Origin of the sequence: Xanthomonas sp. F10 (assembly GCF_014206815.1) — a bacterium.
In the GTDB taxonomy this organism is placed as follows: Bacteria; Pseudomonadota; Gammaproteobacteria; order Xanthomonadales; family Xanthomonadaceae; genus Xanthomonas_A; species Xanthomonas_A indica.
Map to the genome: position 1 here is coordinate 151,384 of NZ_JACHNP010000002.1, position 17,298 is coordinate 168,681.

13 protein-coding genes are annotated in these 17,298 nt (G+C 71.6%); 8 read left to right on the plus strand and 5 right to left on the minus strand.

Annotation, left to right across the window (positions count from 1 at the left end; all coding sequences use genetic code 11):
• Positions 1-3: 3 nt before the first annotated feature.
• The 3 genes from FHR56_RS12250 to FHR56_RS12260 all read left to right on the plus strand — a co-directional run bounded on the left by FHR56_RS12250 (position 4) and on the right by FHR56_RS12260 (position 5,182).
• Positions 4-1,314: a histidine-type phosphatase gene (locus FHR56_RS12250; protein ID WP_160945625.1), complete on the plus strand. Its 1,311-nt coding sequence runs from the start codon at positions 4-6 to the stop codon at positions 1,312-1,314.
• 217 nt (positions 1,315-1,531) lie between these two features.
• On the plus strand, positions 1,532-2,554 hold the full coding sequence (locus tag FHR56_RS12255) for an NAD(P)H-quinone oxidoreductase (protein ID WP_160945624.1): 1,023 nt from the start codon (positions 1,532-1,534) through the stop codon (positions 2,552-2,554).
• Positions 2,555-2,812: 258 nt separating this feature from the next.
• Positions 2,813-5,182: a DUF3772 domain-containing protein gene (locus tag FHR56_RS12260; RefSeq protein WP_160945750.1), complete on the plus strand. Its 2,370-nt coding sequence runs from the start codon at positions 2,813-2,815 to the stop codon at positions 5,180-5,182.
• Between the two features lie 131 nt (positions 5,183-5,313).
• Here FHR56_RS12260 and FHR56_RS12265 read toward each other — a convergent pair whose 3' ends face one another.
• Complete coding sequence (locus tag FHR56_RS12265; RefSeq protein ID WP_160945623.1) at positions 5,314-7,005, minus strand: AarF/UbiB family protein; 1,692 nt, start codon at positions 7,003-7,005, stop codon at positions 5,314-5,316.
• Positions 7,006-7,424: 419 nt separating this feature from the next.
• Here FHR56_RS12265 and FHR56_RS12270 point away from each other — a divergent pair, with 419 nt between their 5' ends.
• Both FHR56_RS12270 and FHR56_RS12275 read left to right on the plus strand, forming a co-directional pair.
• A complete protein-coding gene (locus FHR56_RS12270; protein WP_184502635.1) occupies positions 7,425-7,562 on the plus strand; it encodes a hypothetical protein in 138 nt (45 codons plus the stop codon).
• Between the two features lie 84 nt (positions 7,563-7,646).
• Positions 7,647-8,795: a hypothetical protein gene (locus FHR56_RS12275; RefSeq protein ID WP_160945622.1), complete on the plus strand. Its 1,149-nt coding sequence runs from the start codon at positions 7,647-7,649 to the stop codon at positions 8,793-8,795.
• Positions 8,796-9,153: 358 nt separating this feature from the next.
• Here the strand turns inward: FHR56_RS12275 and FHR56_RS12280 are convergent, their stop codons facing one another.
• Positions 9,154-10,779 carry a dihydroxyacetone kinase subunit DhaK gene (locus FHR56_RS12280; protein ID WP_160945621.1) on the minus strand — a complete coding sequence of 542 codons (1,626 nt, stop codon included), beginning with the start codon at positions 10,777-10,779 and terminating at the stop codon, positions 9,154-9,156.
• A gap of 139 nt (positions 10,780-10,918) precedes the next feature.
• Here FHR56_RS12280 and FHR56_RS12285 point away from each other — a divergent pair, with 139 nt between their 5' ends.
• The gene (locus tag FHR56_RS12285; protein WP_160945620.1) at positions 10,919-11,815 is read left to right on the plus strand and encodes a DUF808 domain-containing protein; all 897 of its coding nucleotides are present in this window, start codon (positions 10,919-10,921) and stop codon (positions 11,813-11,815) included.
• Between the two features lie 106 nt (positions 11,816-11,921).
• Here FHR56_RS12285 and FHR56_RS12290 read toward each other — a convergent pair whose 3' ends face one another.
• Positions 11,922-13,532, minus strand: a complete 1,611-nt coding sequence (locus tag FHR56_RS12290) for a GGDEF domain-containing protein (RefSeq protein ID WP_160945619.1) — start codon at positions 13,530-13,532, stop codon at positions 11,922-11,924.
• Positions 13,533-14,117: 585 nt separating this feature from the next.
• On the opposite strand from FHR56_RS12290, the gene FHR56_RS12295 reads away from it, so the two are divergent.
• Positions 14,118-14,744, plus strand: a complete 627-nt coding sequence (locus FHR56_RS12295; RefSeq protein WP_160945618.1) for a ParB-like protein — start codon at positions 14,118-14,120, stop codon at positions 14,742-14,744.
• Here the strand turns inward: FHR56_RS12295 and FHR56_RS12300 are convergent.
• Both FHR56_RS12300 and FHR56_RS12305 read right to left on the minus strand, forming a co-directional pair.
• Positions 14,705-15,205 (minus strand): MgtC/SapB family protein, encoded by a 501-nt coding sequence (locus FHR56_RS12300; RefSeq protein ID WP_160945617.1) that lies wholly within the window; start codon positions 15,203-15,205, stop codon positions 14,705-14,707. The two genes, FHR56_RS12295 and FHR56_RS12300, sit on opposite strands and share 40 nt — an antisense overlap.
• Positions 15,206-15,296: 91 nt before the next feature.
• Positions 15,297-16,223 carry a carbohydrate kinase gene (locus tag FHR56_RS12305; protein WP_160945616.1) on the minus strand — a complete coding sequence of 309 codons (927 nt, stop codon included), beginning with the start codon at positions 16,221-16,223 and terminating at the stop codon, positions 15,297-15,299.
• 342 nt (positions 16,224-16,565) lie between these two features.
• Here FHR56_RS12305 and FHR56_RS12310 point away from each other — a divergent pair, with 342 nt between their 5' ends.
• A complete protein-coding gene (locus FHR56_RS12310) occupies positions 16,566-17,198 on the plus strand; it encodes an NAD-dependent dehydratase (protein ID WP_160945615.1) in 633 nt (210 codons plus the stop codon).
• Positions 17,199-17,298: the final 100 nt, after the last annotated feature.

Below are 17,298 nucleotides of genomic sequence, written 5' to 3' on the forward strand. Positions count from 1 at the left end.
GCCATGTCCTTTTCCCAGTTTGCACGCGTGCGCAGCGGATGGCGTCTGGCCGCGCTGCTGTGGGTCGCCAGTGCCGCCTGGCCGGCGGGTGCATCGCCCAAGGCGCCTACCGCACCAGATCCGGCGCAGGTGCGCCTGACAATCGTGGTGATGCGCCACGGCGTGCGCGCACCGACGCAATCGCCGCAGGAGCTGGCCAAGTACGCCGCACAGCCGTGGCCGCAATGGCCGGTGGCGCCCGGCCAGCTTACTGGGCACGGGGCGGCCGGCATGCAGGCGCTGGGCGCGCGCTATCGGCAGCGCTGGCTGGGCACGGCGGCGCTGGCGCCGGATTGCGCCAGGTCCGGCGCGGTGGTGATCGCCGACAGCACGCCGCGCAATCACGACAGCGCGGCGGCGTTCAGCGAGGGACTGCTGCCGGGGTGTCAGGCGCAGTACCTGGCGTTGCCGACGACACAGAACAATCCGCTGTTCCATTTCGGCAAGGACGAGGACAAGGACGACGCTGCGCCCGCGGCGCCGCTGCACCTGGACGCGGCCACCCGCACCCGGCTGCGCGCGCTGCAGCGTGTGCTGTCCGGCTGCGCGACTCCGGCTTGCGCTGCGCCGGTCGCGCCGCGCCTGGACGATCCGCAGCGGCTGCAGGAGCCGGCGCAGGCGGCCAAGGCATTGAAGACCGCCGGCAGCCTGGCCGAGAACCTGATGCTGGAGTACGCGCAGGGCCTGCCGTTGCCGCAGGTGGCGTGGGGGCGCGCCGATGCCGCGGCGCTGCAGCGGCTGATCGGCCTGCACAACGCGTCCTTCGCCTACAGCAAGCGGGCGCTGCCGGCGGCACGTGCCGGCGGCTCCAACCTGCTCGCGCACCTGCTGGCGACGCTGCAAACGGCGGCCGGGCAGACCCCGGCGGTGGCAGCGCTGGCGCCGGCGGACACGCGCGCGCTGTTGCTGCTCGGCCACGACACCAACCTGGCCCATCTGGCCGGCCTGTTCGGCATCGATCCGCTCGTGCGCGGCCAGCCGGACGCGTATCCGCCCGGTGGTGCGCTGCTGTTGGAACTGGTGCGGCAGGACGGCCACGACTTCCTGCAACTGCGCAGCCTGGTGCCGACCCTGCCGGCGCTGCGCGCCAACCGCTTCGACGGCCACGGCCTGCGCGAGCGGCGCTGGCCGTTGCCCGGCTGCGGCGGCCGGCTGCGCTGCCCGTTGGCGATCGCGCTGCCGGCACTGCAGGCGCGGCTGGATCCGCAACGGGTCGAGGCGGCGGTGCCGGCGATGACGCCATGGCCGGCGAAAGCGGCACCGGTGGGCGATTAGGCGGCGCCTGCGCTGGGCGGCACCGTAGGAGCGGCTTCAGCCGCGACCGGCTGTTCCTGGGTCATGCCTGTCGCGGCTGAAGCCGCTCCTACGCGTGTCACGGGGCCGGGGTAAATGCCGCCCGCCGTCACGGACCCCTCAGCGCGGAAGGTCGATCATCGCGGTTCCCCCACGCGCCTGCGCCTGCGTGCGCCGCGCTCTTTGCCAGGACCCCGCCATGTCCCCGACCCACGCCGCCGCGCTGCCCGACACCATGACCGCGATCGAGATCCGCCAGCCCGGTGCGCCCGAGGTGCTGGTGCCGGTGCGCGTGCCGCTGCCGCATCCGGGGCGCGGCGAACTGCTGGTGCGGGTGGCCGCGGCCGGCGTCAACCGGCCCGATGTGATGCAGCGCCAGGGCAGCTATCCGCCGCCGCCGGGCGCCTCGCCGCTGCCGGGGCTGGAGTTCGCCGGCGAGGTGGTCGGCCTGGGCGAGGGCGTGGAACGCTACCGGCTGGGCGACCAGATCTGCGCGCTGGTCGCCGGCGGCGGCTATGCCGAGTACGCGGTGGTGCACGAGCGCAACGCCTTGCCGGTGCCGGCAGCGCTGAGCCTGACCGAGGCCGCGGCGGTGCCGGAAACCTTCTTCACGGTGTGGGCCAACGTGTTCCAGCGCGGCCGCCTGCAGTCCGGCGAGACCCTGCTGGTGCACGGCGGCACCTCCGGCATCGGCAGCGTCGCCACCTTGCTCGGGCGGGCCTTCGGCGCGCGGGTGATCAGCACCGTGGGGTCGGCCGACAAGCGCGCCGCCAGCCTGGCGCTGGGCGCGGAGGCGGCCATCCTCTACCGCGAGGAAGACTTCGTCGCCGAGACGATGCGCCTGACCGAGGGCCGTGGCGCCGACGTGATCGTGGACCTGATCGGCGGCGACTACCTGGCGCGCAACTACCAGGCCGCGGCGCTGGACGGGCGCATCGTGCAGATCGGCATCCAGCAGGGCAAGGTGCGCGAACTGGACCTGATGCCGCTGCTGGCCAAGCGCCTGACCCACACCGGCTCGACCCTGCGCCCGCGCTCGGTGATGGAGAAGGCGGCGATCGCGCGGGAACTGGAGGAGCGGGTGTGGCCGTTGCTGGCGCAGGGCCGGATCAAGCCGCAGGTGGACCGCTGCTTCCCACTGCACGAGGCGGCGCAGGCGCATGCGTTGATGGAATCCAGCGCGCACATCGGCAAGATCGTGCTGACGACAGCAGCGCAGTGAACGCGGGCATCGGTCGCGGCGACCCGCGTCCTACGCGTTGTCGGTCGTGAAGGGAGGCAGCCCCCCGGTGGCCACCGCGCACCCGCGCAGGTGGCCCCGGCACCCCTCGAAACACGAGCCCCAGTATCAGCCCCTCGCCACCGCTGGCCCGGTTCAAGCGCCGCGCCGTATAGTGCGCCGCACGCGCGGTGGTCCGCGCATGCCCGTGCCGGTCCCTGCGTGCGCCTGCTGCCCCGTTCCGCGTCCTCGTCGCCCCTGTTGCGTTGCGTCCTGCTGCTGTTGTGGCTGTGCGCGGCCGTGGCCTCCGCCCAGCCGCAGGACGCCGACGACGCGCCGCCGGACCCGCAGACCCTGCTGGACAACGCCGCCAAGTCGCTGAAGGACGCGCGCGGCCAGGAAGTGGACGCGGGCAACCAGACCGCCTTCCAGGATCTGGTGGCGCAGGTTTCCGATGCCGCCAACGATGCGCAGACCGCCGCCGATGCGCTCTCGCAGCAGCTGGCGCAGGTCAATGCGCGCCTGCAGCAACTCGGCCCGGCCGCCACCGGCGACTCGCCCGACATCACCGCACAGCGCAAGGCGCTGACCAAGCAACGCGACGCGCTGGATTCGGGGGTCAAGCGCGGCAAGCTGATGGTGGTGGAGGCGCGGCAGCTGGCCGACGAGATCGAACGCGCACGCGCCGAGCATTTCAGCCAGGAGCTGTCGCTGCGCTCGCCCTCGCCGCTGTCGCCGGCGCTGTGGAAGCAGATCGCCGCCGATTTCCCCGACGACCAGGCCAAGTTGCTGGCGCTGTATGCGCTGGGCCAGCAGGCGCTGCAGGGCGCAATCGCCGAGCATGGCCGCGGCGCGCTCGGGTTCGGCATCGCCATCGCGCTGATCCTGTTGTTCCCGCTGCGCTACCTGCTGCGCTGGCTGGGCAAGCGCTATGCGGTGTCGCGCGCGCCCGGCAGCCGTCTGCGCCGCTCCGGTCTGGCGATCTGGTTCCTGCTGCTGGGCACGCTGACCCCGGGCCTGGCCGCGGTGGCGCTGGCCGAAGCCCTGCGCAGCATCGACGCGGTGCCCGAGCGCCTGGATGCAGTGCTCAATGGCTTCGTGTGGGTCAGCTTCGCCGCGGCCTTCATGGGCTCGCTCGGCGCCAGCGTGCTGCTGCCGAACCAGCCGAGCTGGCGGCTGTTCCCGATCGACGACGCCACCGCGCGGCGCCTGCGCAAGTACACCTGGGCCACCGCGGCGCTGGCCTGGCTCAGCAGCATGCTGCTGGTGGTCAACCAGGCCGCGCGCACCAGCGATTCGGCCACCGTCGCCGCCGACGGGGTGATCGCGCTGGTCTACGGGGTGCTGATCCTGGCCACGCTGACCAGCCTGTCGCGGCTGCGCCGGCGGCAGTACGCCGAGGCCGCGGCGCAGGCGCTGGCCAACGACCAGCCGCCGCCGCCCGGCCAGCACGGCGGGGTGCTGGCGTTGATCGGGGTGCTGGTCAAGGTGGCGGTGGTGGTGGCGCTGCTGGCGGCGCTGCTGGGCTACCTGCACCTGGGCCTGTTCATCACCCGGCAGATCATCTGGATCACCATGATCGTCGGTGCGGTGCGCCTGCTGATGACCTTCGCCGACGACTTCGCGCTGTGGCTGTTCGCCAGTGAAGGCCGCATCGGCCGCGCCGCCAACGGCGCGTTCGGGGTGCGTTCGAGCAGCCTGGAGCAGGCCGGTGTGCTGACCTCGGCGCTGCTGCGGGTGCTGTTGCTGCTGATCGGCGTCGGCGCGCTGCTGATGCCGTTCGGTACCAACGTCTCCATCGTCTCGGACTGGTTCTCGCTGCTGTCCGACGGCATCCGCGTCAGCGACAAGGTGGTGCTGTACCCGGGCGCGATCGCCCGCGCGGTGCTGGTGCTGCTGCTGGGCCTGGGCGTCATGCAGTACCTGCATCGCTGGTTGACCCAGACCTATCTGCCCAAGACTGAACTGGACGACGGCTCGCGCAACTCGATCAGCACGGTGGCGCGCTATGTCGGCATCATCCTGGCGGCGTTGTGGGCGCTGGCCGCCCTGGGCATCGGCCTGGAGCGCATCGCGCTGGTGGTCAGCGCGCTGTCGGTCGGCATCGGTTTCGGCCTGCAGTCGATCACCCAGAACTTCGTGTCCGGCCTGATCCTGCTCGCCGAGCGCCCGGTGAAGATCGGCGACTGGATCAAGATCGGCGACCAGGAGGGCGATGTGCGCCGGATCAGCGTGCGCGCCACCGAGATCCAGGTCGGCGACCGCTCCACCCTGATCGTGCCGAACTCCGAACTGATCACCAAGACCCTGCGCAACATGACCCTGGCCGGGCCGCTGGGGCGGGTGCAGATCCAGTTCGCGGTGTCGCTGGGCACCGATGTGACCAAGCTGCGCGCCCTGCTGCTGGAGCTGTACGCGGCGCACCCGGGGGTGCTGGACGACCCGGCGCCGTCGGTGTTCATCGACTCCATCGCCAGCGGCCACGTCACCCTCAACAGCTTCGCCTACGTGGCCTCGCCGCGGCTGACCTACGGCACCCGCAGCGACCTGTTCTTCGCCCTGCTGCAGCGCCTGGCCGAGGAGGGCATCGCGCTGGAATCGCCCCAGGAAGTGAAGTTGGTGCGTCAGTAGCGGGGATTGGGGATTGGGGATTCGGGATTGGTGAAGCGCAAGTCAGGCTTGGCTGCTGTCTGTCGGCGCTGCAGGTCGCGGCTGAAGCCGCTCCTACGATTCCCCATTCCCGACTCCCTACTCCCGGCTTTTCAGCGCCTACCGCGCTCCTCGCGGGCGCGGATGCGCCGGTCGAACAGCACGGCGCTGACCACGATGCCCAGGCCCAGGATCACGCCGAGCAGGAACAGCACCATCGCGATCGCCGGGTAGCCGAACAGCTTGGTGCCGGTGTCGATGCGCATCATCTGCGTGGAGGCCAGGATCAGCGCGGCGGTGACGATGCCGGCGGCGACACGGTTGGCGATCTTCTGCAGGCTCTCCATCAGCCGCGATTCCTCCAGCCCAGCCACGCGCACCTGCAGGCGGTTCTCCGCCGCCAGGGTGAGGATGTCCGAGAGCCGGCGCGGGCCTTCGCGCAGCAGCGCCTGCAGCTCCATCGCCTCGCTGGCCAGGTTGGCCGCCGACAGCGACTTCTTCAACCGCGCGCGCATCACGTGCTGCAGCTGGTCCTCGACCACCACGCGCGTGTCCAGGTGCGGCGACAGCGCGCGGCACACCGCTTCCAGGTTCAGCAGGGTCTTGCCGAGCAGGCTCAATTCGGGCGGCGTGCGCAGCCCGTAGGCGGTGGCGATGCGCACCAGGTCCAGCACCACCCGGCCTTCGGAGGTGGCGTCGTGCGCGGCGTAGCGGGCGATCATCTGCCCGGTCTCGCGCTGGTAGCGCTCCTCGTCGAAGTCCTCCAGGCGCGTGCTCAGGGCGATGGTTTCCTCGGCCACTTCCTCGCCGCGGCCGTCGACCGCCGCGAACAGCAGCTTGAGCAGCCGCTCGCGCAGCTTCGGCGGCACGTGCGCGACCATGCCCAGGTCGAAGATCGCCAGGCGCCCATCGGCGAGCACGCGCAGGTTGCCCGGATGCGGGTCGGCATGGATCTCGCCGTGCACGAACATCTGGTCCAGGTAGCCGCGCACCAGCGCCGCGGCCAGGTCGTCCATCGGCTGCTCCGTGCGGCGCAGCCCGGAGATCTTGTCCACGCGCACGCCTTCGGCCAGCTGCATGGTCAGCACGCGGCGGCTGCACAGGTCCCACACCGGCTGCGGCACCCACAGTTGCGGGAACGGCCGCAGGTGTTCGCCGAAGCGCGCCAGGTTCTCGGCCTCGGCCTCGTAGTTCAGTTCGGCCAGCAGCGCCTTGCCGAACTCGGCCAGCCAGTCGGCGAAGCGGATGCGCCGGCCCAGCCCGGTCAGCTTGTCGGCGGCGCTGGCGAAGCTGCGCAGCACCTCCAGGTCCGAGCGCACCTGCGCGGCGACCTCGGGCTTCTGCACCTTGATCGCCACCGGCGTACCGTCGCGCAGCGCGGCGCGGTGTACCTGCGCCAGGGAGGCACTGCCCAGCGGGGTGTCGTCGAACGCGGAGAAGGCCTTGTTGATGCCGACACCGAGTTCGGCCTCGACGATCTCGCGGATGCGCTCGCTCGGAATCGGCGCGGTGTTCTCCTGCATCCGCTCCAGCGCGGTGGCGAACTCCGGCGGCACCACGTCCGGGCGCGTGGACAGCATTTGCCCGAGCTTGACGAAGGTCGGGCCCAGCGCCTCCAGGTCGGTGACGAACTGTTCGGGCGTGCCTTCCGGCGGCAGCTCGTGCTCGCCCTGGGCGGTCTCCATGTCCATGCCGGAAAACACCCCGGAGCTGCGGTAGCGCAGCAGCAGGCGCAGGATCTGGGTGCGGCGGCTGAGGCCGCCGATCACGTGCGGTGCGTCCGCAGCGTCGGGCGTCGCGCTCAAGGTAGGCTCCGGCAGGCGAAAGGCAGGTCATGAGTGTGGCGACCGCCGGGTCGTCGCGCGGTGAATCCCGCAGCGTGACGCCTGGTCGTCGCTGACGGGAGGGGATGGCCGATGATCGTGCCCTCGCGACAGCCGCGATCCGCGCCGGGTGCCATGCAGGTGGTCTGCCGTCATCGCCGCTACGTCCCCGGGGCCGCTGGCGATGGCGTCCCGTCATGGCGCTGCGTCGTATCCTGCCGCGTTGCGATGGCGCAAGTCGGAGGGAGCGGAGTGCAGCGGAGCGAACGGGCGAGGTCGATCGGGGCGCGTCGGTGCCATCCCTCGGGGCGCGGTCATCATCGGCGCGCTGCGCCAGAGACCGCGCCATGGGACGGCGCGACGCGCACGCGGGCGCGCGGTGTCGGCATGGCTGTGGCCCGATGAGCGGACGCCGGCTCGCGCTGCTGGCGGCGGTGATCCTGGCGCTGCTGGTCATGGCCTGGCTGGGCGACGACGGCGCCGGCGTCGCCACCGAGGTGCGCAGCGCCCTGCGCGCCCTCGCGCGTGCGTTGTTCTGACCCACGGGCGGTTGGCAGCCCCTGTTCCGGTGCCGCGACCGCGCTTACCCTGGGCGTTCGCCATCACCTGCCAGGAGCGCTGCCATGTCCGTCGTCGTTCTGCCTGCCGTCCGCCGTGCCGCCGTCCTGTGCGCGTGCGCGTTGCTGACGGGGCTGCTGTCGGCGACTGCGGCTGCGGCACCCGCGCCCCAGCGCTATGCCGGCGAGGAGTTCGACGCCAAGGCCTTCGCCGCCAGCACGCGCCGCAGTTACGAGCTGCAGGACTTTTCCGACCGCTACCGCGCGACCCTGGAGGTCGAGGACAACGACGAGGTGTTCCGTCCCGGGATCGTGCGCGTGTTCGCCCGCGGCAACGCCACGCCGCTGCTCGAGGTGGCCTCGTCGGAACTGGTGCTGGACACCGATGGCAAGAGCGGCAAGGTCAAGGCCAACGTGCATGAACTGCCGTACGGCGAGCAGAGCGTGCTGATCTACGACGATTTCAATTTCGACGGGATCAAGGACCTGGCGGTGATGGACGGCCAGAACAGCTGCTATCACGGCCCGTCCTACCAGGTGTACCTGGGCACCGCCGACGGCTTCCAGGCCAGTTCCGGTTTCACCGAACTGGCACAGAGCAACTGCGGCTTGTTCCAGGTGGATGCGAAAGCGCGCGAACTCCACACCATGACCAAGGACGGCTGCTGTTGGCACCAGTACGCGACGTACGCGGTACGCGATGGCGAGCCGCTGCTGGAGCGCGAGGTGGTGGAGGATGCGCGCAGCGAGGGGCCGGGACTGGCGCAGGAGACGGTGTACCGCGACCGTGCCGGCAAGCGCGTGGCCGACACGCATTATCTGTGGGACGAGCAGGGCGGTACCACCGCGGGCGAGCGCAAGCTCCTGCTCGCGTTCCGCCTGGCGCCGGCCGGCAAGCGCATCGTGGTGTTCGCCAATGTCGGCGACGGCGCAAGCGGCAAGCCGTTCTATGCGGCGATCGGCGCGCAGCAGCGGGTGGATCTGCTGTATCCGAATGCGGAGGGCGAGGCGATGGACTACGACGCCGACCACCAGGTGCTGAGCTTCACGCGCGGCGACACCACCTACCGCATCGTCGGCGATGCGCGCGGCGTGCCGCAGCGCATGGAGGTGGTGGTGCGCGGCAAGACCCAGGCGCTGGCGCTACAGCCCGGCTCGGTGCACGGCTCGCTGCAGGCGGTGGCGCAGGTGCTGGAGGCTGCGTCGGCGGAGTAGCGGGCGGCGGGGCGATGTTCCAAAGGCGCTGGCGATTTCGACACGCGCGCGTCGGGACTGAAGTCCCTCCCACAGTGCACCAGTTTGCCGCAAGCCTTGTAGGAGCGGCTTCAGCCGCGACGGGCGTTCCCGGTGCAGCCTGTCGCGGCTGAAGCCGCTCCTACAAAGGCTGCAGCCGGCGATGGTCCTTGAACTGCATGCGGGTCTGCCTGCGCGTGCGGTCATAACGCTACGCATGCCATGTGCCGGCTTGTCGTAGGAGCGGCTTCAGCCGCGACAGGCGGTCGCGGTAGCGCCTGCCGTCGCGGATGACCCAGGCCTGCCTTTAACCGTGTTGGCCGACATGATTGGCCGCCTCTCACCGCCAGGCTGCGAACGCCCGCGCCACCGCCTCGGCGCCGGGGTCGATCACGCCGCGCAATGCGTCCGCCGGCACCGCGGCGGCGCGGCCGGCGCCAGCCCGGGTGAGCTGTGCGGTGGCATCGGCGCCGGCGCGGGCGGCGTGCGCGGCGGCCTCCACGCCGGCGCCCTGCGCCAGGGCGTCCAGTGCCGGCAGCAGCGCATCGAGCAGGGTGCGGTCGCCGCGTTGTGCGCCGCCGTAGTGCTGCATCCGTGCCACGCCGGCCTGCAGCGCCTGCACCCAGTCGCGTCCGTCTGCCAGGGCGCTGGCGGCGGTGGTGAACAGGATCGACAGCAGCACGCCGCTGGAGCCGCCCATGCTGTGTTCGATCGTCGCCGCCAGGCCGCGCGCCAGTGCGGCGGCGTCGCCGGTGGCCAGCGCATCCGTGTCCAACGCCTGCTGCAGGGCGCGCGCCCCGGCGGCGAAGGTGCTGCCGGCGTCGCCATCGCCGCTGCGCGCGTCCAGGGCGTCCAGTTCCGCCTGCGCGGCGATCAGTGCCTGCGCCACCCGCGCCAGCGCTGCGGCGCACTGCGCATCGCGCGCCCCCTGGCGGTGGCTGTCGTCGCGCTTCAGTGCCGGCGCAAAGGTCCGCACCGCGTGCGGCACGCGCACGCCGGGCCAGCCCAGGGTCTGCACCGGCGCCTGCAGCGCGGCAAGCACGTCGGCATCGGCCGGGGCGAGGGTGATCGAGAAACCGTGCATGTCCATCGAGGTCATCAGCGCCGCCGGCACCGCCATCAGCGCCACCCGCTCGACACCGATGCGCTGCAGCGCCAGCCGCGTCAGCACGCCCAGTTCCTGCGTCGAGCAGCCGCCGAGGTCGTTGAGCATCAGGACCAGTGGCGCGTCGGTGCCGAAGCGGGCATCGGCCTGCGCCAGCAGCGGGTCCAGCACCAGCGCCAGCGCTTCCGCCACCGTGCTCGGCTGCACCGGCCGCGCGCCAGGTTCGTTGTGGATGCCCAGGCCCAGTTCCGGCGCGCGGCGGCCGACGTGCTGGCCGGGCACGCTACAACTGGACAAGGCCATGCCCAGCGACAGCAGGCGGTCGGCGAAGGCCTGGCCGCGCTGCGCCAGGTCGGCCAGCGGCACGCCCTCGCGCGCCAGGTGGCCCACGTACTTGTGCACCAGCACCGTGCCGGCGATGCCGCGCGGCTGCGCGGCGTCGGGCAGGGCGATGTCGTCGGCGACCAGCACGCTGGCCACGTCGATGCCCTCGGCGCGGGCGCGCTCGGCGGCCAGGCCGAAGTTGAGCCGGTCGCCGGTGTAGTTCTTGATCACCAGCAGCACGCCGGGCGCGTCGGCGCAGGCGCGGATCGCCGCCAGCACCGCCTCCACGCCGGGCGAGGCGAACAGGTCGCCGGCGATGGCGCCGCTGAGCATGCCGGGGCCGACGAAGCCGGCATGCGCCGGTTCGTGCCCGGCACCGCCGCCGGACAGCACGGCGACCTGGCGCGGATCGCGCGCGGCCTGCAGCACGATGCGGGTGCCGCTGCCGGTTTCGGACAGCAGCAGCGGTTGCAGCGTGGCCACGGCCGCGAGCACGTCGTCGACGATGGCGCGGGGGGCGGTGAGGAACTGGTCCATGCGGGTGTCCTGTGCGGGCCGTGCGGCGTCGTCGGCACGATAGCCGAGCCGGCGTTACGCGCGGTTGAGACCGTGCCGCTCACGCACCCGCGCGGCGGAATCGGCGAGAATCGCCGCTCACCCCGCACGGAATCCCCGCATGGCCGGCGCCAGCCTGTTCACCCTGCTCGACGACATCGCCACCTTGCTCGACGACGTGTCGATCCTGACCAAGGTCGCGGCCAAGAAGACCGCCGGCGTGCTCGGCGACGACCTGGCGCTGAACGCGCAGCAGGTGACCGGGGTGAACGCCGACCGCGAACTGCCGGTGGTGTGGGCGGTGGCCAAGGGCTCGCTGCTGAACAAGGCGATCCTGGTGCCGGCGGCACTGGCGATCAGCGCCTGGCTGCCGTGGGCGATCACCCCGCTGATGATGATCGGCGGCGCCTTCCTGTGCTTCGAGGGCGTGGAGAAGCTGGCGCACCGTTTCCTGCATTCGAAGGAAGAGGACGCGGAACGTCGCGCGCAGCAGGTGCAGGCGCTGGCCGACCAGCAGGTGGACGTGGTGGCGCTGGAGAAGGACAAGGTCAAGGGCGCGATCCGCACCGACTTCATCCTCTCGGCCGAGATCATCGTGCTGTCGCTGGGCGTGGTCGCCGGCGTGCCGTTCGTGCAGCAGGTCGCGGTGCTGGTGGCGATCGCGCTGGCGATGACCGCCGGCGTCTATGGCCTGGTCGCCGGCATCGTCAAGCTCGACGACCTGGGCCTGTACCTGAGCCGCAAGGGCGCCGCCGCCGCGTCGATCGGCCGCGGCATCCTGTGGCTGGCGCCGTGGCTGATGCGCACCCTGTCGGTCGCCGGCACCGCGGCGATGTTCCTGGTCGGCGGCGGCATCCTGGTGCACAGCATCGGCCCGCTGCACCACGCCATCGAGGCCATCGCCCCGAGCGGCGGCCTGGGCAGCCTGGTGCTGGCCTTGGGCAATGCGGTGGTGGGTATCGTGGCCGGCGCGGTGGTGCTGGCGGTGGTGCTGGGCATCAAGAAGGTGCGGCAGTAGGGATTCGGGATTGGAGATCCGGGATTCGTAACGGCGCCGCGCATGCGCGCTTTTGCGCGTCCCCAATCCCGACTCGCCAATCCCGCGCCGGCCACGCCGGCGCCAGCTAATCGGCCGACACCACCCGGTTCTTGCCGGCCTTCTTGGCCTCGTACAGCGCACGGTCGGCGCGGCGGATCAGTGCGTCCTGCGCTTCGCCGGGCTGGCGCAGGGCCACGCCGGCGCTGAAGCTCACGAACACGCGCTGGTCCTCGTGTACCACCGCGCGCTGGGCCAGGGCGCGTTGCACGCGGTTCACCGCCGCGCTGGCCTCGAAGATCGTGCAGTCCGGCATCAGCAGCACGAATTCCTCGCCACCGAAGCGGGCGATGGCGTCGCTGGCGCGCAACGTCGTGCGCGCCACTTCCACCACGTGACGCAGCGCGCTGTCGCCGCCGGGGTGGCCGTAGGTCTCGTTGAGCTGGCGGAAATCGTCCAGGTCCAGCATCGCCACGCACAGCGGTTGCGCGCTGCGTTCGGTACGTACCAGCTCGCGCGCGAACAGGTCCTCCAGCCCACGGCGGTTGAGCGCGCCGGTGAGCTGGTCGACCCGCACCAGGCCGCTGACGTCCTGCAGTTCCTGCTCCAGGCGCAGGATGCGCTGCTCGGCCGCCTCCACTTCCTGGCGCGCGGCGATCAGGTGGTCGCGCGCGCGCAGCGCCTGCTCCTGCACGTGGCCGGTGTCCTGCAACACTTCCTGCAGCAGGCGGTTGAGGTCGGCGATGCTGCGCGCGTCGCGGATGGTCTGCGAGTAGTCGGCGATGCGGTCGTGGAATTCGCCGGTGCTGGCGGCCATGCCGTCCAGATCTTCGACGAAGGTCAGCATCAGGTCCTTCATCGCCTCCTTGGATTCGGCGATGCCCTGCTTGAGCAGGCCCTGCTTGTAGATCACCTCGCGCAGGCTGCCGCGCGCCTCCTCGATCGAGTAGCGGTCCAGCGGCCCGGCGATCAGGTCGCGCACCACCGCGATCTGGCCCTGCAGCCAGCTGGTGTCGTCGAGCAGTTCGCCGACGTTCTCCAGCAGCAGGTCGAACAGGCTCAGCAACAGCGCCTGCTGCTCCTGGCTGTCGTTGGCGCGCAACGCGATCTGGTGGCACAGCTCGCGCACCTGCTGCGCCACCGGCTCCAGCGGTTGCCCGGGTCGCCACTGGCGCAGCGCCTCGCCGCTGGCCTCGGCTTCGCCGGCCAGTTCCGGCAGGGTGTGCAGCAGCGCCGCCAGCGCGCCCGCCACGGTCTGCCGCAGCAGGTCGCGCAGGCGCTCGCTGTCGCTGGGTCCTGCCAGCGGATCCTCGACGTCGATGGTGCGGATGTACTTGTCGATCAACTGGCGCAGCGCGCGGCCGTAGCTGGGCCAGTCGCCGCTGCTGGCCGCCGATTGCAGGCGCCGGCCCATGTCGCCCAACTCGCCATGCAGCGCGGCCATGCCGTCGGCGAAGGCGCCGAGCAGGCCCAGCGGCTCCTGCGCCTGCTGGAACAGGCGGATCAACGCGGCGGTGGCGGCAGCCGGGTCGGTCGCGGCTGCCGCAGGAAGCGCCGCATGGGCGTGCTTGTGCCCATGGCCCTGCCCATGCGCGCGCGCCGGCAGCGTCGCGGCCGCCACGGGCGCCGGATCGCGCCGACGCGGCGACAGCAGCTTGCGCAGTCCGCTGATCGGCGGCTCGTCGCGTTGGTCCGACATGCCAGCCGGCTCCTCCCCAGGTCAATGCGCCGCCCATGGTAGCGCTCAGGATCTGGATATCGGCGCCGGCGGTGTGCGCTTGAGCGGGCGGGTGGTGGGTCTGTGAAGAAGACTCCATTGCGGGCGCACCCTCACCCCGGCTCCTTGCTTCCTTCTCCTTCCGGGGCCATGGCCCCCTTTTCGGGGGAAGGTGCCCCGAAGGGGCGGATGAGGGTCGGGTGGCTTAGGGAGGTGTCTGGGGGCGAGGTTCCTTGGCGGCCGCACCTCACCCCCAGCCCCTCTCTCGGTGGGAGAGGGGAGTGAAGCGGGTGGGAGAGGGGAGTGAAGCGGGCGCGGAGGACTTCGTCGGAGCGGCGACCTGATCCCTTTTCCCTCCGGGAGAAGGTGCCCCGCAGGGGCGGATGAGGGTCGGGTGGCTAGGGAGGTGTCTGGTGACGAGGTTCCCTGGCGGCCGCACCTCACCCCCAACCCCTTTCCCGGCGGGAGAGGGGAGTGCATGCCACGGCGCTGTGCAGAATGCGGACGGCGCTGGCACTCTGGCGGCCGCGCCTCCCGCGGCGCCCCCCACCTCCACGGAGACCGAACATGGCCGATTCCCGCGAACCGCTGCTGCACCCGGTCCCGATCCTGTCCCTGCGCCCCACGCAAATGACCGTGGGCATGCGCGAGGTCAAGGAGAAGCGCAAGCGCTGGCGCGCGCATGCGTCCAGGCACACGCAGGCCGAACTGCTCGGCACGCACATGATCCCGGTGGTGCTGGGGCCGGACGGCAGGTACTACGTGGTCGACCACCACCATCTGGCGCGGGCGCTGCACGACGAAGGGGTGAAGGACATCCTGGTCACGGTGATCGCCGACCTCAGCGTGGTCGACAAGGCCGCGCTGTGGAGCGTGCTCGATCATCGCCGCTGGGCCTATCCCTACGACGCCAAGGGCGAGCGCCGTCCGTTCAAGGACATGCCGACGTCGATCGCGGACCTGAAGGACGATCCCTACCGCAGCCTCGCCGGCGAGGTCCGGCGTGCGGGCGGCTATGCCAAGGACACCACGCCCTTCAGCGAATTCCTGTGGGCCGACCTGTTCCGCCGCCGGCTGCGGCGCCGCGACATCAAGGAGGATTTCGCCCGCGCCGTGGAGACCGCGCTCGCGCTCGCCAAGAGCCGGGACGCGAGCTACTTGCCGGGCTGGTGCGGGCCGTCGTCCGACGACTGATCGGTCGCCGCGGCACCGTGCGGCTTGCCGCCCAGGAGCGTGTGCAATGCGCGCTCGACGCGGCCGCCGAACAACAGGATGACGAAGGCGATGGCCAGCGACACGGCCACGATCTGCCACTGGCCGGCGCCGCACATGATGCCGATGCAGGCGGTGAGCCAGACGCAGGCGGCGCTGGTCAGGCCATGCACCCGGACGTGTTTCTGGGTGTGATAGATCACGCCGGCGCCAAGGAAGCCGATGCCGGTCAGGATGCCCTGGATGACGCGGCTGCCGGCGTCGGTGAAGCCGCCCTTGCCCAGCGGGTCGGCCAGCAGCACCACCATCGCGGTGGCCAGGCCGACCAGGCCCAGGGTGCGGATGCCGATCGGCTTGCCGTGCAGGTCGCGGTTCAACCCGATCGCCGCGCCGGCGAGCGCGGCGATGCCCAGGCGCACGGCGATGTCGGACAGGTCGATCAAGGCAGGTCTCCTGGTGGATGCGGCGCCGTGGGGCGGCCGCCCATCATAGGGACGCCGGCCGCGGGCATGCCGTGCACGCCGTGGGGCGTCCTCAGAGCGCGGCGCGGACCTCGTCCAGGCTGGGCGGGTTGGCGCCGGCGCGGGTGCAGTTGATCGCCGCGGCGGCCACGCAGAACTGCAGCAGGCGCTCCAGCGCGGCCGGGTCGCTGCCCAGCGCCGCCAGCGCGGCCGGATCGGGCAACTGCTGCAGCAATGCGGCCTGGAAGCTGTCGCCGGCGCCCACGGTATCGACCACCTGCACCACGCGGCCGGGCACGCGCGCCTCGCTGTCGCCGCGCCAGGCCACCGCGCCGTCGCCGCCCAGGGTCATCACCACCAGCGACGGCCCCTGCTGCAGCCAGCTGCGGGCGACGGCGAACGGATCCTGCTGCGGATACAGCAGTTCGATGTCTTCCTGGCTGACCTTGACCACGTGCGCCAGCGCGATCCAGCGGGCCAGTCGCGCGCGCCACACCGCCATGTCCGGCTCCACCGTCGGCCGCACGTTCGGGTCCAGCGAGATCAGGCGCTGCCCGCGCTCGCGCTCGGCCAGCGCCTGGAAGGTGCTGGCGGTGGTTTCGGCGACCAGGGTGTAGGAGCCGAAATGCAGGCCGCCGACGCGCGCGTCCAGCGCCGGCAGGTCGGCTTCGGTCAGCGCCCGGTCGGCGCAGCCGGTGCCGTAGAAGGCGTAGTTGGGCACGCCGCCGGCGTCGAGCGCGACCATCACCAGGGTGGTCGCTTCGCGCTTGTCGATGCAGTAGTCCAGGGCCACGCCTTCGCCTTCGAGGGTGGCGCGCAGCTGGCGGCCGAGCGGATCGGTGGACAGGCCGGTGAACAGTGCCGACGGCGCGCCCAGGCGGGCCAGGCCGATCGCCACGTTGAACGGCGAACCGCCCTGGCGCGCGGTCATCCCGACCGAGGTGCCGGCATAGCCGTCGATGAAGATGTCGTACAAGGCCTCTCCGCACACCACGAACATCGAACCGCTCCTCGTCAGGTTGCAGCGCGCCGGCCGGCGCGATGGGGCGGCTATTGTGGCGTACCTGGTTCGGCGCGGCGACCGTGTGGAGCGGGGTGCTGGGCCTGCCGTGTGGGATGGACGCCTAGCTGGGCTGCCGTACCCTCATCCGCCCCTGCGGGGCACCTTCTCCCAGTGGGAGAAGGGAAAAGCCAAAGCCCCTCTCCCACCGGGAGAGGGGTTGGGGTGAGGGTACGGGCGCGCAGCGCCTCATGGATCCTGGACACCGCAAACATCCCCGACAGCGCCTTCCCGCCACCCCTGCGATAGTCGCCACCTCCCGCCAGCTCCAAGGCCGTTCCCATGAAAATCCTGCTCGCCGGCGCCACCGGCCTGGTCGGTGGCCATGCGCTCACCCAGTTGCTGGCCGAGCCGGCCTGCAGCGCGGTGATCGCGCCGACCAGGCGCGCGCTGGCCATGACCCATCCCAAGCTGCACAACCCGGTGCTGGACTTCGACGCGCTGCCGGCGCAGGCGCCGTGGTGGCAGGTGGATGCGGCGATCTGCGCGCTCGGCACCACGATGCGCCAGGCCGGCTCGCGCGAGGCGTTCCGTCGGGTCGATCACGACTATCCGCTGGCGATCGCGCAGCGACTGCGCCAGCACGGGGCCGAGGCCTTCGCGCTCAACTCCGCGCTGGGGGCGAATCCGCGCTCATGGGCGTTCTATAACCGGGTCAAGGGCGATCTGGAGCACGACCTGCGCACACTCGGCTATCCCTCCCTGACCCTGGTGCGGCCCGGGCTGATCGGCGGCGAACGTGCGCAACGCCGTCGCGGCGAGCATGCCGCCAGCGTGGTGCTGCGCGCGCTGGGGCCGCTGCTGCCGCGGCGCTACCGGATCAATCCGGCCGAGCGCATCGCCGCGGCGCTGGTCGCGGCCGCGCTGCAGCCGCGTCCGGGCGTGCAGGTGATCGAGGCGGCGCAGTTGGTGTAGGAGCCGGGATTGGGGAGTGGGGATTGGGGATTGGGGATTGGAGAGCGTGCGCGAGTTCGCAGCATTGCGTGTGCGATAGCGACAGCCGGCCATGGGGCGA

Excerpts from the sequence above, each read along its gene's own strand:
- FHR56_RS12250 (WP_160945625.1), top strand. The coding sequence starts at position 4 with ATGTCCTTTTCCCAGTTTGCACGCGTGCGCAGCGGATGGCGTCTGGCC.
- FHR56_RS12295 (WP_160945618.1), top strand. The coding sequence starts at position 14,118 with ATGGCCGATTCCCGCGAACCGCTGCTGCACCCGGTCCCGATCCTGTCC.
- FHR56_RS12305 (WP_160945616.1), bottom strand. The coding sequence starts at position 16,223 with ATGTTCGTGGTGTGCGGAGAGGCCTTGTACGACATCTTCATCGACGGC.
- FHR56_RS12280 (WP_160945621.1), bottom strand. The coding sequence starts at position 10,779 with ATGGACCAGTTCCTCACCGCCCCCCGCGCCATCGTCGACGACGTGCTC.
- FHR56_RS12310 (WP_160945615.1), top strand. The coding sequence starts at position 16,566 with ATGAAAATCCTGCTCGCCGGCGCCACCGGCCTGGTCGGTGGCCATGCG.
- FHR56_RS12285 (WP_160945620.1), top strand. The coding sequence starts at position 10,919 with ATGGCCGGCGCCAGCCTGTTCACCCTGCTCGACGACATCGCCACCTTG.
- FHR56_RS12255 (WP_160945624.1), top strand. The coding sequence starts at position 1,532 with ATGTCCCCGACCCACGCCGCCGCGCTGCCCGACACCATGACCGCGATC.
- FHR56_RS12290 (WP_160945619.1), bottom strand. The coding sequence starts at position 13,532 with ATGTCGGACCAACGCGACGAGCCGCCGATCAGCGGACTGCGCAAGCTG.
- FHR56_RS12275 (WP_160945622.1), top strand. The coding sequence starts at position 7,647 with ATGTCCGTCGTCGTTCTGCCTGCCGTCCGCCGTGCCGCCGTCCTGTGC.
- FHR56_RS12270 (WP_184502635.1), top strand. The coding sequence starts at position 7,425 with ATGAGCGGACGCCGGCTCGCGCTGCTGGCGGCGGTGATCCTGGCGCTG.